At 43.0% G+C, this 14,260-nt stretch carries 13 protein-coding genes and 1 pseudogene; 5 read left to right on the forward strand and 9 right to left on the reverse strand.

The genetic code is table 11. The annotated features are described in order from the left end of the window. A pseudogene (locus FTT86_RS13295) lies at nt 1-97 on the forward strand (IS1 family transposase); the annotation flags it as partial. A gap of 97 nt (nt 98-194) precedes the next feature. On the opposite strand, the gene FTT86_RS13300 reads toward FTT86_RS13295, so the two are convergent. Then, nucleotides 195-998 carry an alpha/beta fold hydrolase gene (locus FTT86_RS13300; RefSeq protein ID WP_180181339.1) on the reverse strand — a complete coding sequence of 268 codons (804 nt, stop codon included), beginning with the start codon at nt 996-998 and terminating at the stop codon, nt 195-197. Beyond that, a complete protein-coding gene (gene sppA / locus FTT86_RS13305) occupies nt 995-2,017 on the reverse strand; it encodes a signal peptide peptidase SppA (protein ID WP_180181340.1) in 1,023 nt (340 codons plus the stop codon). The genes FTT86_RS13300 and sppA overlap by 4 nt, the downstream gene beginning before the upstream one ends. Before the next feature lie 125 nt (nt 2,018-2,142). Between sppA and FTT86_RS13310 the strand changes: the two genes are divergently transcribed. Then, nucleotides 2,143-3,117, forward strand: a complete 975-nt coding sequence (locus tag FTT86_RS13310; protein ID WP_180181341.1) for a lysophospholipid acyltransferase family protein — start codon at nt 2,143-2,145, stop codon at nt 3,115-3,117. On the opposite strand, the gene FTT86_RS13315 is transcribed toward FTT86_RS13310, so the two are convergent. The 3 genes from FTT86_RS13315 to FTT86_RS13325 all read right to left on the reverse strand — a co-directional run bounded on the left by FTT86_RS13315 (nt 3,106) and on the right by FTT86_RS13325 (nt 7,566). After that, entirely contained in the window at nt 3,106-5,568 is a 2,463-nt protein-coding gene (locus FTT86_RS13315) for a DNA internalization-related competence protein ComEC/Rec2 (RefSeq protein ID WP_180181342.1), read from the reverse strand. The genes FTT86_RS13310 and FTT86_RS13315 overlap by 12 nt on opposite strands. 86 nt (nt 5,569-5,654) lie before the next feature. Continuing rightward, a complete protein-coding gene (gene lolD / locus FTT86_RS13320) occupies nt 5,655-6,338 on the reverse strand; it encodes a lipoprotein-releasing ABC transporter ATP-binding protein LolD (RefSeq protein ID WP_004645694.1) in 684 nt (227 codons plus the stop codon). After that, on the reverse strand, nt 6,331-7,566 hold the full coding sequence (locus FTT86_RS13325) for a lipoprotein-releasing ABC transporter permease subunit (protein ID WP_004645695.1): 1,236 nt from the start codon (nt 7,564-7,566) through the stop codon (nt 6,331-6,333). Before FTT86_RS13325 ends, lolD begins: the two co-directional genes overlap by 8 nt. A 26-nt stretch (nt 7,567-7,592) precedes the next feature. Between FTT86_RS13325 and FTT86_RS13330 the strand changes: the two genes are divergently transcribed. Further along, a complete protein-coding gene (locus FTT86_RS13330) occupies nt 7,593-8,156 on the forward strand; it encodes a PilZ domain-containing protein (protein ID WP_004279140.1) in 564 nt (187 codons plus the stop codon). Nucleotides 8,157-8,165: 9 nt separating this feature from the next. On the opposite strand, the gene FTT86_RS13335 is transcribed toward FTT86_RS13330, so the two are convergent. Together FTT86_RS13335 and FTT86_RS13340 are read right to left on the reverse strand one after the other, a co-directional pair. Continuing rightward, on the reverse strand, nt 8,166-9,080 hold the full coding sequence (locus FTT86_RS13335; RefSeq protein WP_180181343.1) for a DMT family transporter: 915 nt from the start codon (nt 9,078-9,080) through the stop codon (nt 8,166-8,168). Nucleotides 9,081-9,101: 21 nt separating this feature from the next. Next, nucleotides 9,102-9,587 (reverse strand): YaiI/YqxD family protein, encoded by a 486-nt coding sequence (locus tag FTT86_RS13340; protein ID WP_171260766.1) that lies wholly within the window; start codon nt 9,585-9,587, stop codon nt 9,102-9,104. 250 nt (nt 9,588-9,837) lie between these two features. Between FTT86_RS13340 and FTT86_RS13345 the strand changes: the two genes are divergently transcribed. Then, nucleotides 9,838-10,770, forward strand: coding sequence for a hypothetical protein (locus tag FTT86_RS13345; RefSeq protein ID WP_005247636.1), 933 nt, complete (start codon nt 9,838-9,840; stop codon nt 10,768-10,770). 410 nt (nt 10,771-11,180) lie between these two features. Here FTT86_RS13345 and FTT86_RS16170 read toward each other — a convergent pair whose 3' ends face one another. Continuing rightward, nucleotides 11,181-11,312 carry a hypothetical protein gene (locus FTT86_RS16170; protein ID WP_005103875.1) on the reverse strand — a complete coding sequence of 44 codons (132 nt, stop codon included), beginning with the start codon at nt 11,310-11,312 and terminating at the stop codon, nt 11,181-11,183. A gap of 39 nt (nt 11,313-11,351) precedes the next feature. Further along, nucleotides 11,352-12,431: a 3-phosphoserine/phosphohydroxythreonine transaminase gene (gene serC / locus FTT86_RS13350; protein ID WP_180181344.1), complete on the reverse strand. Its 1,080-nt coding sequence runs from the start codon at nt 12,429-12,431 to the stop codon at nt 11,352-11,354. Nucleotides 12,432-12,791: 360 nt separating this feature from the next. On the opposite strand from serC, the gene FTT86_RS13355 reads away from it, so the two are divergent. Next, on the forward strand, nt 12,792-14,252 hold the full coding sequence (locus FTT86_RS13355) for a TolC family protein (RefSeq protein WP_180181345.1): 1,461 nt from the start codon (nt 12,792-12,794) through the stop codon (nt 14,250-14,252). Nucleotides 14,253-14,260 lie beyond the last annotated feature (8 nt).

The raw sequence follows: 14,260 nt of genomic DNA on the forward strand, positions 1-14,260 counted from the left end.
TGGTTTTAGAAGAAGTTGTAATTTCTCCAAAAAGCTTGAAAACCATTTTAAAGCCTTCGACTTAACCTTCTTTTACATCAATAATGGCTTCATTTAATGTCAGCATACTTTTTAAAACACCACCAAATTTAGATATAAAAAAACGCATCCTCGGATGCGTTTTTTTATTTCCAATATATTCAATAATTCATAATTCAAGCAGACTGTTGCTGAATCAGCTGTTTGACCAAGCCAGCTACTTGATCAGGTTGTTCCAATGGGAACATATGTCCACCATCCACCACGGTAAAAGGAATACCAAATTTCTTTTGCACTTGCTGCGGGAACTTGCGAGCCAGAAATGGACCTTTCTTAGCCACAACTAAATGCACAGGAATTTTGGGTTTTTCCTGAGGCAACCACCATAGTGACGGATTGGTTCTAAAGACTGCGACCTCATCCATTTTAGGAATAGTGAGTTCTACCCCACCCCGGATGGGATCATCCTGCAAGGCATGGTCAATATAAGCTTGGAAGCAATCTGCATCAAAATCCTGATAAAAACCTTTAGGGCGCAGCAATTCAGCGGCTTGTTCACGTGAATTCCAATGGTCACGACGGCGTTTGGACAGACCGGCCGGAGACATTTTATCCAATGCTTTTAAGCGAAAAGTTTTCGCAATATGCAAGGCAAAGGCTTCTTTGCCCATAATCATCGGCGGGTCCAGCATGATCATTTGTGAAAACAGTTCCGGGCGCTGTAAAGCGGCCTGAAACGTTAATACAGAGCCCAACGAATGTCCCAAACCAATCACGGGTCGGCCTTGAGATTGGCGTACAATACTGTCGATCACTTGCCGGGTCAGGCTTTTCCAATGGTTATCAACCGGATAACGCTTATCCGGCCCTAAAAGCGGCACATAGATAATATCGTAATCATCTTGCAATCCATCAAACAGCTTTTTATAGACTTTGGATGGCACGCCATTGGCGTGCGCGAAATGAATCAGTGGTTTCATTGCAGTGTCGTGCTGTTTTCTGACTGAAGCTTCTGTGCAACCGAAGAAGCAATTCCATCCCCAATCGATGACCCCATACGACCCAAGACTGATTCAAATGGACTATATTCAATGGTGTAATTCAACGCTTTTTCAGTTTTCAGTTCACGTTTCAAGGTATTTAAGCTACCGATACGATCCGCAATACCTAATTTCACCGCCTGATCACCGGTCCAGAACAAGCCAGAGAAAATGGCAGGATCATTGGATTTCAACTTAGCCCCACGTCCCTGTTTCACTGCATTAATAAAGTGACCATGCACATTATCTAGCACACCCTGTACATGAGCTTTTTGCGCAGGATCAACTGGCTGAGTCATCGACAGTAAGGCTTTGTTTTCGCCTGAGGTCATAGTGCGATCTTCAACACCTAATTTTTGCAATAGATTAGTCACGCCATAATTCGGCATGATCACCCCAATTGAACCGACCAAGCTCGATGGATTGACAATAATTTCGTCCGCAGCTGAAGCAATATAATAAGCACCTGAAGCCCCAGTATCGCCAATCACGGCATACAATTTTTTCCCAGAATGCTGTTTTTTCAGATACTGAATTTCCTGCCAGATTTCATCGGACTGTACCGGTGAACCGCCAGGTGAGTTGATATTCAGCACCACTGCTTTACTTTGTTTATTTTCAAAGGCTTTTTTCAATGATTTGATGGTATTGCTACTGTTGACGCTCTGCTTGTCGGCTGCAATCGTACCCACAATATCCACGACTGCGATATGCGAACCCGCAGCAGCGCTAGCATCTGAAGAAACTGAACTACAGCTTTTGCCTAATGCCAAAATGACAACAAGCAGATAAGCAAAAGTCAGAAATTTAAAGAAAATTCCCCAACGGCGTGCACGGCGCTGTTCTTCTACCGAAGCTAAAACTGCTTTTTCAAGCAATTTCCATTCCGGACCAGTCGGTTGAACTGGCTGTTGCGTATTTTGTATTTGATTTTCAGGTTTTGGTGGCCAATCGGACATAAATAATCCAATAAATTGATTTATATTGAATCCATTATATACACTGAATCGGGTAATTCTGTCTAAACAAAACGTTTTCGCCTATAATAAATTTTGTTCTCTTTTTTTGTACTTAGACGAAATCAATGACGAAACAGGGCTCACGGAATTCAGCTTACGGATTACTCAAATACATTAGCCGCCAACCGCTTCCGGTTTCTCGCTGGATGGCCCGTATTCTGGCCTTTATTGTGAACAGTTTTAAAGTCACTAAAACTTCGGAAGTCATTCGTCTCAACCTTGAAATCAGTCTTTCAGAACTGTCTAATCAGGAACGTGAACAGATTAACCGTGCTGCGGTTCGCAATGAATTAATGTCATATTTCGAGTTCTTTACTATTTGGGGCTCAAGCAATCAGAAAAATCTTAAACGCGTTCATCGCGTTATTGGCGAAGATCTACTTCATGATGCCATTGCACAAAATAAAGGCCTCGTGTTAATCGTGCCGCATTTTGGTACCTGGGAAATTATGAATGCCTATATTGCCCAGTTCACCTCAATGACCATTATGTACAAACCTGTGAAAAATCAGGCTGCAGATCAATTTGTACGGGCCGCCCGTAGTCGTGAACAGGCGCATCTGGTGCCGACCGATGAATCTGGCGTCCGTCAGATTTTTAAAGCCTTAAAACAAGGTGGCACTACGGTCATCCTTCCGGATCATACCCCGAATATCGGTGGTGAATATATTCCCTATTTCGGCGTGCCTTTGGCCACCAGTAATTTAAGTGCCAAGCTGATTCAAAAGACCAAAGCGCGTGCCCTGTTTTTATATGCTCTACGTAATACTGAAGATGGATTCGATATTTTTATCGAAACGGTTGATGAAAAAATTTATAATGGCAATGCCAATCAAGGCACACAAGTCATTATCAATAGTATTGAAAATTTAATTCGTCGCCATCCGGAACATTATCATTGGAGTTATAAACGCTTTAATGCGCATCAAGACTTGGGAAATCTCTACAAACTTGAGCATGAACAAGCTTTGGGCAAAGTAAATGCATTAAGAACTCAAGAACTACATAAAGTTTCGCCCATATTGGAATCAGTCACTTAAGGGCTGACGATACAACCACTGCCATTCATGTCGTTCGGCAGAAAGCACCAGTTTTGAGCCATGTTGCTGGAAGTGCACACTCCCCTGTTCTGCTGTGGTCAATAAGGGAATATTAAGTGCTTTCAACCGTTGCTGGGTCAGTTGGCTCGGGTGGCCATAACGGTTAAATTTCCCAGCCGAGGCAATCGCCAGTTTAGGCTGCAAAACTTCTAAAAATTGATAGGCTGAACTGTGCTGACTGCCATGATGGCCGAGTACCAGCACATCGACCTGAAGTTCGGGATAGTCTTGGAGCAGTTGATATTCAGTCTCCCAGCCCGCATCGCCCATCAGTAAAAAGTTTTGATACGGTCCGGCATTTTTAACTTGCAGATATATCACGCACGACCGGTCATTTTTATTGAAGTTTGGCGTATTTAACTGCTGCTGCCGAGGTGCCAGAATTTTAAAGTTAATCGTCTCAGACCATTGCCATTGCTGTCCTGCATAACAAAACTGAAAGCTTGAAGAAGCAGCTGTTTCAGGCATCTGATTGGATGACACTTGTCGGATGTTTAGTTGATCTTTAATGCTGTGATATGCACCGCTATGGTCCTGATCCAGATGGGTCAAAATCAGTTGATCCAGTTCTCCAACACCTTGCACAGACAAAAATGGCATAATCACTTGCCGACCAATACTGAATTTTTCTTCATTATAATAACCGCCCATATCGATCATCATGCTCTTTTGCCCTTCCCGAATGAAGATGGCCTGTCCCTGCCCGACATCCAGAACAGACAGCTGAAATGCATGCTGATTAAGTTGAGGAATGCACAGTGGTAAACAGGCAAGTGCTGTCCAGCTTTTGGGCACTAAGCCACGCGGCAAAAAGACAATTAATAAGCCCAAAATACATAGAGCAATCATCCAGACATTCATGGCCACAGGAATCAGTTGCGGTGCAAACAGCCGATCAAGCAGATTCAAAAATGCCAGCAGTATATGAATAAAAATATCATTGAGCTGAAACAGCAGACTCGAAAGTGGTTCAGAAATGAAAAATAATAAAGCCGCCAGAATATCTACGGGAACTATCAGCAGGCCAATCCACGGGATAGCCACCAGGTTGCTTAGCGGGGTAATCCAAGCCACCTGCTTAAAAAACAACATCATTAAGGGAAACAGGGCCAGAAAGATTTTCCACTGCGACTCCATCAAAACTTTTATTGCAAAATACAGTCGTTGTAATGCTGTTTGTACTGTTTGATGCGGTTGCTGCTGAATGGTTTGATAGATCCGCAGCAAGACAAAACAGGCCCCATAAGACAGCCAGAATGCGGCCGACAAAATGCTAAAAGGATCAAAGAGCAACAATAAGGCAGCACTTAAAATCAGCAGTTTTAATGGCTGCACACTTTGCCTGAGCAGCAAGGTTAAAGTTACAATCACACAAATCAGTAAAGTGCGTAGCGCCGGAATCTCAAAACCGACAAAGGCACAATACAGTGATACACATAACAAAAAAGGCAGACTCAAAAAATACTGCCTTGGCCATTTCAGATAAATCTGCGGTGCGTACCTTGAAATCAGATATTGCAAGGTGCCACAGACGATAAAAGCAAAGATCAGCACATGCGGTCCGGAAATCGCCAGTAAATGACTCATGCCAAAACGCTGGAATTGCTGTTCCGTCGCTTGATCCAAGAGACTTTCATCACCACTTAATAGAGCCAGTAACAAGCCTTTCTGCTGTAAGGGTTGTCTGGCCACAAACTCTCTTAAGGCCAGTCGCTGTTGTTCTACCCAAAGCAAAAATCGCTGATTCAACTTTTGTTGCTGACGGAAATGTTGAGCATGACCTAGCGTATAGAGTTGTTGCAGTTGCAACTCCTGAATGCTCTTGATTCGGAAACCGGCCATAACATTTTGCTGTAATGCCCACTTTTCAGCATCAAAAGAACCGGGCGTGGCATAGCTGTGGTGAGGTCGGATTTGGCCTTGAAGTAAGTAATATCGCCCCAGTTCAAGAGTCTGCTGTTTGGTTTCATCATTTACCAAACTGGATGTGACAGGATCTGAAACTGGCAGAAAACCCATCCATTTGACTGTAGTGCCATCAGGGTTAAGCACATGCAGGGCTTGCTGGATATTCTGATCGCCCAGTTTATTCAGCTCTTTGATATACACCACGATTTCTTTTTCAGAGACCTCGTGCTCTCGCTTGGATAAACGTTCAGCCAATTGCAGATTGGCATAAGCGTGACCTAAAAATAGTCCCAAAAGCAGGCTTGATCCAGTGATCAACAAGCTTCGCAGTGGTGTATTCAAGATGAGCTTTAATTTATGGCAACACAGATACCACAACAGCGCAACGATCAAAACTGCCGTTCCGCTCAGTTGAACAGACAGGAAACTTTTCCCCATACAGGCAAGGCCTAAAATCCAGCCAATACATAGCCACTGCAACATTGAATCTTATTCTGTCTTGTTATTATTTTGCCCAATAATAAAGCCCACCGGAGTGAGCTTCAATCAAATGCGAATATTCTCGTTATTTATGGTTCAATCCAGAGACCATCCTGCATATGTAAAATCCGATCTGCTGCATGGGCTAGCTGTTCATCATGCGTCACAATCAGCATCGCCATATTGAACTCACGTTGCAATTCGGTCAGCAGTTCAAAAATCTTTGCTGCAGTCTTACGATCCAGATTTCCGGTCGGTTCATCGGCCATCATCAGTTTAGGTTTACCGACCACTGCACGCGCCAAAGCTACACGCTGACGCTCACCTCCGGATAATTCACCCGGCTTGTGAGTCAGCCGATGCGAAAGACCAACACGTTCCAGCAAATATTCGGCCTGCTGTTTGGCTTCCTTAAACTTCATGTTGTCGCGTAACATCAGCGGCATGGCCACATTTTCCAGTGCCGTAAATTCTGGCAACAGGTGATGAAACTGATAAACAAAGCCCAAATGCTCATTCCGCACATAACCGCGTTCTGCTTCAGACAAGGTATCAAAACGGCGGCCATTCACCATGACCTGACCTGACGTCGGGCGATCCAATCCACCCAAAACATGTAATAAGGTACTTTTGCCTGAACCACTTGAACCTACAATCGAAACAAACTCACCTGCTTTTACCTGTAGCGACAAGCCGCGAATCACATCGACAGTGGCCTTGCCATCGGTAAAGGATTTGTGAATATTCTGGGCATCTAAAATCAGATTACTCATAACGCAAAGCCTCTGCCGGTTGAATTTTTGCTGCACGTAAAGCCGGATAAATTGTCGCGACAAAACTGAGTGCCAGTGACAAGCCTACAATCACCAAGACATCCTGCCAGCGCAGATACGAAGGTAAGTAGTTAATAAAATAGGCATCAAACATATTCAGGCCTAAAGTATTGTTGAGCCAGCCAATAAAGCTACTGATACTGGTTGCCGCAATAATCCCGAGGATGGCCCCTGCACAAGTTCCAATCACCCCAATCACGGTACCTTGCACCATAAAGATTTTGGTAATGGTGGCAGGTGAAGCCCCCAAAGTCCTTAAAATGGCAATGTCCGATTTTTTATCCGTCACCACCATCACCAGTGAAGACACAATATTAAATGCCGCGACTAGAACGATCAGGAATAAAAGCAGGCTGACCATGGCTTTTTCCATCTGAATCGCGCTGAACAGATTACCATGGGTATAAGTCCAGTCCGAAGCATAGAAATTCCCCGGCAAATCACGCACAATTTCCTGAGACACTTGTGGTGCCAGGAAAATATCATCCAGCTTCATACGCACACCCTGCGCACCATCCGGTAGACGCAGCAAGGTCGAGGCATCATTTAAAGCGATATAACCCATCATCGAGTCAACTTCAGCACCAATACTGAAGATTCCCACCACTTTAAAACGCTTGAAACGCGGGACGACACCAGCTGGTGATGGGGTGGCTTCTGGCAAAACCAGAGTAATATTGTCATTTAAACCCACACCCATGGCATCGGTCATTTGCTTGCCCAAAACAATACCAAATTCACCTTTTTTCAGGCTGTCGATACTGCCCTCAACCATATGGTTTTGTATGATCGAAACTTTTTTCTCATACTCGGGTTCGATCCCGCTGACCATAATGCCGGCGACCTGACCCTGTGCGGTCAGCATGCCTTGTAATTGAGTAAAAGGTGCGACTCCCTGGACATGTTCATGCCCTTCAATTTGCTTTGCAAGTTCCGGCCAATTTGTTAAAATTTGTGTTGAGGAAACAGTTGCTTGGGGTATCATTCCTAAGACACGATTCTTTAACTCTCGGTCAAAACCATTCATCACAGACAACACTGTAATGAGGACTGCCACACCGAGTGTGAGGCCGATCATTGAGACCAACGCGATAAAAGAAATGAAGTGGTTACTACGCCGTGCGCGAGTATATTTCAACCCTATATACAGCGAGATTGGTTTGAACATAACCATCTAGTCCGAGGTAATAAATTATGGAAAATGTACAGCATCCAAACGGATTTACGGAAAGACGCGTCATGTCTCGAATCGATGCTGCCTTACGAATTAATTATCAGATTATTTCCGATGATGTTGCCTTGAATGATCCTTACGATCCTAACTTCGTCTTGCCCCGCTATTTTCTACTACTTGCAGAACTAGATCAATTTGATCATGCGGTTAACTACGAATTAGAACAATTATCTGAAAAAGATCAACAAATTGCTCGAATCTTATCCTTATTTAATCAAAAGTTAAACCTTATTACCGGTTCTTTGTATGACGCAATTGTACAAAGCATGTTACCTGTACCAGAGCAAGTGAACTTTTCAGAAACCGGTTTTAGTTTCTTTAATGAGCGCCCTATCGCTGAAGGCACCTATCTGCACGTGACTTTGAGTCATCCGGAAAATTTCTTCCATATTGCAGCAACCGCTCAGGTGGCCTACAGTCGCGAAGAAGAAAATGGCAAATATCGGACTGGTGCATATTTTATTACCATGCATCCCCAAGACCGTGTCAAACTGGGTGAATGCGTCAAGGCTCACTTTGTTTAAATTACTGCTTTAGTCAGTGCTGCTGGGTGATGAAAGGCGAGCGTTATAGCTCGCTTTAATTTCTCTGGAAAAATATAACAACAAACCAGCCAGTAAGATAACGACACCGAAGACAGCCCCACCCGATAATTTTTCATCATTCAGAATCACCCCGACAAATAAGGCCAGCATCGGCGTCAATACGGTGGTCAATGACAACGTGGTCGCCTTGATTTTCTGCACCAGTTTAAAATAACAGAACATCGCAATCAGGGAAGCCATGATTACAGCATAACTGAGTCCAATCAGCGATTTAGCCTGCGGAATCTGGGTCGGTGCAAATTGCCAGATAAACGGTAACATGGCACAGGCCATGACCGCTGAGACGGCAATAGAACCGGCCGCTTGCGCCATGGGTTCTAAAGGTGCATTGACTTTTTTCACCCAGAACATCGAAACGCAGTAAATAAAAACACTGAGCAACATCAGGCCTATCCCGATCGGCTGAATATGTTGATCTTTGCCACCCACACAGATAATGCCCAGACCCAGCAAGGCAATCGCCATACCACCCCACTGCGAAGGATAGAGCTTAAGCTGAAATACAAAACGGCCAATTAAACCGGTAATAATCGGCGCCAGTCCGAACATCAGGGCAATAATGCCTGAACTCAGATAATCCGTGGCCAGATAAGTGAAAATCTGTGAGCCGATAAAACTGCATGCGCCAGCCAGGTAACTGTGCATGGATAATTTATCTAAGGGAAAACGGGTTTTAAATAGCCACAACAAGGCAAATGCAAAAGGCAAAGCCAAAAAGAAACGCAATGCCAAAGCCCAGAGCGGATGCAAATCCGTCACACTCCAGACAATAGCTAGCGGTGTCGTCGCCCAGATAAAAACCAATAAAAGATAGGTGGCAATCATATTGGTTTGTGTGGGCATGCGAGTCACTCTGAATAAGGCTTAAAGCGCGGAAGTTTTACGTTTTTGTTTTTGGATGGTCTGATCGAGTGCGCTGGAAAATTCGCGTTTATCCCGTTCTGAAATCGGTGGCGGACCGCCCGTTTGCACGCCCGCTCCGCGTAGGCTGTCCATAAAATCGCGCAGATGTAAGCGCGCTTTGACATTGGCCGTAGTATAAATTTCACCACGGGGATGAATCGCAATTCCGCCTTTTTCAATCACTTCCGCAGCCAAGGGAATATCTTGGGTCATGACAATATCATGCTCTTTCATGCGCAGAATAATCTCTTTATCCGCAGCATCTGCCCCACTCATCACCTGAATTGAATTAATTCTGATCGAAGGAGTTATTCCGACTGGTTGGTTGGCAACAAAAGTGACTTCTAGCTGATAGCGATCCGAAGCACGAATAATCACATCTCGCAGAATACGGGGCAATGCATCGGCATCGACCCAAAGTTTGAATGGCAACACAGGGCTTCCCATTAAGGTATAAATCATGGTTATTCTAGCAAATTGCAGTGATCAGGTTGATGATTAAATCGCTCCATTTTCATTGCATCTGTCATCAATATTTTAAAAAGTATGTGCCCGGTAAAACTGGCATGATTCACGCGAGAAAAAAAATTGACTTCATTTGACTGGCATTTTAATTTTAAAATTCATTCGATTGACTTGAAAAATCGCAATGACCCTCGATTAACTATAAATACATCATCCAAGATCAATTGTGCATATGAAAAATCAGAATAGCCCAGAGATCATCACCATTGATGATCAAAATTTCGGTAGTCATGTCGAACATTGGACCTTGCTCACCGACAACCCTGGCACAGATGTTCCACAGTGGTTAGGCAAAGCTCTTGATGAACCAATCATGCCGATGGGCCTTTGTACACAAGAATGTGATATGGATGCAGAGACCTGGCTGATTCAGGGACCGAGCAAAGCTGCGGTACAGTTGAGTCAAGTGATTGCCGTCGAAAACAACAAACCTCAAGCAGTAAAAACTGCATTTCCGTGCTTTGACAGTCCTTATCAGGTGAAAGCCACGATTGACCGGATTATTAGCTGTAAATCCAATACTCAGGCTGTATTGCGCCTGAATCTGGGTGCTAATAATATTATTTACGCTTTCGATAACCTGTATAGCGTCAATCATCCGCATTATGAAAAAGACCAGTCCTATGTGGTGAATCTGAATGGCTGGGCCTATGAACTTGAAGCGGTCGCAGATCATGAGCATCTGGTGGTTGATGATCCGGCTTCGATCAAGCACCACCGTGCCTTGAATGATATTCTGGCTGCCAATAATGGTGTAGCACCGGATAATTTGCAGGAACAGATTGATGCCTGGCAGCCGCAGTGCGAAGAAGATAAAGAACCTGTAACCGTAGATTTTTCTAAAATGGTGGCTTATCTATACGGCGAAACCATGGGTCAGGAAGATGAAGCCTGGTTCCAGGGCAATATTGTCGGTAAAACGACTATGCAGTTTATGGGTCAGGACTATACCCTGTATGATGTCACCCTCATTCATGATGAAGGCCAGCCTGCGACCTTGATCCGGATTGCAACGCGGAATGACCAGTACAGAGACTTCCAGATTGGCCAGTATATTCGTGGCAACTTGTGGATTCAGGCCAATATTTATAGAAAAGCGGCCTAAGTTCAAACAGAAAAAGAAGATATTCATTTTGATGGGTATCTTCTTTTAATCCATCTATATCCTTATTTGTCATTTTAATTTTTGATTATTTTTTATACATATTTTCTGGCTTAATAATCTATTTAAAGTCATTAAAAACCAAGTTATCCACATTTTTAAATTCAAATGAATTCATTTTAAATATTTAGAATGACCTCAAAAACCTTGTAAAAATAAGCATTTGATTTCTCATATAAATAATCTGATGTCGTGCAAATCTGATATTTAAATAAAATGAAAATTTATGCTCTTTAATTAAAAATGTACTTTATTTAATCAATTTTTTATGATAAAAATACTCACAACAAATTAGTATTAACGATAAATAGATCGGACAATAAATATCTATGAAAATCGTGCAAGAAGAAACATTACAACAGGTCGAGCATCATCTTAGCTCCCGCTATAATATTGATATGATGTCCTGCCTTTTTTTCATGTTGGGGATGCTGATCTGCGGATTCATCCTGCATACTTTTATTTTCTAAAATTATTGTATTCATAAAAAACCCAGCTTGTGCTGGGTTTTTTCGTTTCAGGAATTAACCATTGCGTTTGGCAAAGTCATCCATAAAGTTCACTAATGCCTGCACGCCCTCTAAAGGCACGGCATTATAAATACTTGCGCGCATACCGCCAACCGAACGGTGACCAGCAAGATTTAATAAATGCTGCGCTTCAGCTTCTTTCAGGAACTGTTTCTCAAGATCAGCATTGGCCAAAGTAAATGGTACGTTCATGATCGAACGGTTTGCTTTTGCAATCGGATTCGCATAAAAATCGCTTTGATCGATATAACCATAAAGTAAGTTAGCTTTCTCAAGGTTCACTTTGTGCATGGCATCTACACCGCCATTTTCCAGCAACCACTCAAATACTAAGCCAGATAAGTACCATGCATAAGTTGATGGTGTGTTGACCATTGAGCCATTTTTCGCTTGATCTGAATATTTCAAGATGCTTGGAATTTCAGGTTTGGCTTGATCAAGTAAATCTTCACGAATGATCACCAGCGTTAAACCAGCAGGCCCGATATTCTTTTGCGCGCCCGCATAGATCAAACCAAATTTAGAGACGTCTAAGGGTGCAGATAAAATACTAGATGAATAATCGCAAACTAATGGCTTGTTTGTTTCAGGAATTGAAGCAAATTGCAGACCGCCAATGGTTTCATTATCGGCATAATGCACATAAGCTGCATCAGCAGACAGGTTCCATTCGCTTTGTGCACTGATCGCATATTTACCATCAATTTGGATACCCGCTTTTACAACATTGATATCGCCATAACGTTGCGCTTCTTTCAAAGCTTTTTCAGACCAGATGCCGGTATCGATATAGTCTGCTTTGTTGTTTTTGCCAAGCAAGTTCAATGGAATTGCCGAGAACTGTAGTGATGCCCCACCCTGCAAGAACAATACTTTGTAGTTCTCAGGAATATTCATGAGTTTGCGCAGGTCTGCTTCCGCTTTTTCAGCCATGGCAACATAGTCGGAACTACGGTGGCTCATTTCCATGATCGAAAGACCTTTGCCATGCCAGTCAAGCATTTCAGCTTGAGCTTTTTCAAGTACGGCAGTCGGTAATGCAGCAGGACCAGCACAGAAGTTGTACGCGCGCATGATTTTTCCTTTCAGAGTGAAACACAATAAAATGATGGCATTTAACCATATCTGGCAGGGTCTTGCACAAAATTATTTCAATCTATGAGTCAAGATAGAGTCAAAAAATCAATGTAGATTCACAAGATAAATTGACCAGTATTTTAGCCTGCTGTTTTTATCATCTTTAAACTAACAATTGAAAATATTCAAGATTAAGCCATTTTTTGATTCTAGATATTCCATTAAAAACAGCCGATAAGTATTTGAAATACAGATGTAAAAGAAACAATACTATAACTTTACACTAGTTCTATCTGCGAACCTTTGATTTATACTGGCCGGATAACATCACCGGCTTTAAATCAGTTTAGCGACTTTATGAACTTAAAGAAAAATAAAAGACAGCTTGTCTGGAGTTTAAATCTGCTTGCATCGATGATGTATGGCAGCTTTGCTCATGCGCAGAGCATCAGCTTTCAGGACGCTGAACGTCAGTTGTTGCAAAATTCTTATAGCAGCCAAGCCTATCAAAGTCTGGAACAGGCCTCAAAACTTGAAGCTGAAGCGGTGAAAGGTATAGGTCTGCCGAGAGTCGATCTGAATGTTCGTGCGTATGCCTTTCATAATGAACTCGATCTACCTTTGGGCGCATTAAAAAATAATTTAGAGCAATCCTTAACGAATGGTGTCAATAATAGAATTGATGAACTGAACTTAGGTGATCTGGCTGACCCGCTAAAAAATAGTTTAAGACAACCTATTCAAAATGGAGTTGGCTTAATTCCTGATAGTTCGCATGTCGTGCTGGATGATCAGGTCATTCGCCCGACGGTTTCAGTCATGATGCCGCTTTATACCGGTGGACTGACAAGCAACGCTAAAGAAATCGCCAATATTCAGGTCGGTCGTAGTCAGCTCAGCAACAAACAGCAGCAAGACACGCAGCGTTTTGAACTGATTCAAAGTTATTTTAATGTACAGCTCCAAAAGCAACTGCATGCAGCAGCACTGTTTAACTTGAATGCCATGCAGCAGCATTATCGCAACGCCTTAAAGATGGAACAGCAAGGTTTTATCAGTAAAGGCCAGCGCATGCAATTTGAAGTGGCACGTAATAATGCCGAACGCAGCCAGCAAAACACACAAGCCAATTTGAATGCTGCGCTGTTCCAGCTGAATAATCTGCTTCAGGAAAGTAGCATCACCGAACTTTCGACGCCTTTATTTGTCAATAAAACCGAGCCACAGGCCTTAAATCATCTGCTAAAAACTTTTAGTCAGAACTCTGCGTTGATTCAAAAAATGCAGCTGGATACCCAATTGGCCCAAGCCAATGTCAAAGCCCAGCAAGCGGCAAAAAAACCGAATGTTTTTGCTTTTGGTGAATATAGTCTGGATCAAAATGAAAACTGGATTGTCGGGGTTGCCGCACGCTATAACCTGTTTTCCGGGATCGATAAAAACAAAAATATTCAGGCTGCCGAACTCAAACGCTCTGCCACAGAACTGCTCACTGCACGCACCCAGCAGGAAATTGAAAATCTGATTTATAAATCTTATAGCGAAGCCCTCAGTGCACAGCAAAGTGATGCGCTTCTGGCACAAAACTTGAAAGCCGCACAGGAAAATTTACGCATCCAAGAATTGTCCTTTAAAGAAGATATGGGCACCGCCATACAGGTCATCGATGCACAAAATATGCTGAGCGGACTACGAGCCGAAACTGCCTTGAATGCTTACAAATATGTGATGTCACTGGCCACACTATTACAAAGCCATGGCTCGATTGCAGAATTTCCGAACTACATCCAACATACCAACACTCACTATATTCGCTAATGGAGCCG

This window comes from Acinetobacter sp. YH01021, assembly GCF_013420255.1.
Lineage (GTDB): Bacteria > Pseudomonadota > Gammaproteobacteria > Pseudomonadales > Moraxellaceae > Acinetobacter.

Bases quoted from the DNA above. Each gene is read 5' to 3' on its own strand.
- FTT86_RS13330 (WP_004279140.1), top strand. From the start codon at position 7,593: ATGGAAAATGTACAGCATCCAAACGGATTTACGGAAAGACGCGTCATG.
- FTT86_RS13355 (WP_180181345.1), top strand. From the start codon at position 12,792: ATGAACTTAAAGAAAAATAAAAGACAGCTTGTCTGGAGTTTAAATCTG.
- FTT86_RS13310 (WP_180181341.1), top strand. From the start codon at position 2,143: ATGACGAAACAGGGCTCACGGAATTCAGCTTACGGATTACTCAAATAC.
- FTT86_RS13315 (WP_180181342.1), bottom strand. From the start codon at position 5,568: ATGTTGCAGTGGCTATGTATTGGCTGGATTTTAGGCCTTGCCTGTATG.
- FTT86_RS13335 (WP_180181343.1), bottom strand. From the start codon at position 9,080: ATGCCCACACAAACCAATATGATTGCCACCTATCTTTTATTGGTTTTT.
- lolD (WP_004645694.1), bottom strand. From the start codon at position 6,338: ATGAGTAATCTGATTTTAGATGCCCAGAATATTCACAAATCCTTTACC.
- FTT86_RS16170 (WP_005103875.1), bottom strand. From the start codon at position 11,312: ATGAATACAATAATTTTAGAAAATAAAAGTATGCAGGATGAATCCGCA.
- sppA (WP_180181340.1), bottom strand. From the start codon at position 2,017: ATGTCCGATTGGCCACCAAAACCTGAAAATCAAATACAAAATACGCAA.
- FTT86_RS13300 (WP_180181339.1), bottom strand. From the start codon at position 998: ATGAAACCACTGATTCATTTCGCGCACGCCAATGGCGTGCCATCCAAA.
- serC (WP_180181344.1), bottom strand. From the start codon at position 12,431: ATGCGCGCGTACAACTTCTGTGCTGGTCCTGCTGCATTACCGACTGCC.
- FTT86_RS13345 (WP_005247636.1), top strand. From the start codon at position 9,838: ATGAAAAATCAGAATAGCCCAGAGATCATCACCATTGATGATCAAAAT.
- FTT86_RS13325 (WP_004645695.1), bottom strand. From the start codon at position 7,566: ATGTTCAAACCAATCTCGCTGTATATAGGGTTGAAATATACTCGCGCA.
- FTT86_RS13340 (WP_171260766.1), bottom strand. From the start codon at position 9,587: ATGGGAAGCCCTGTGTTGCCATTCAAACTTTGGGTCGATGCCGATGCA.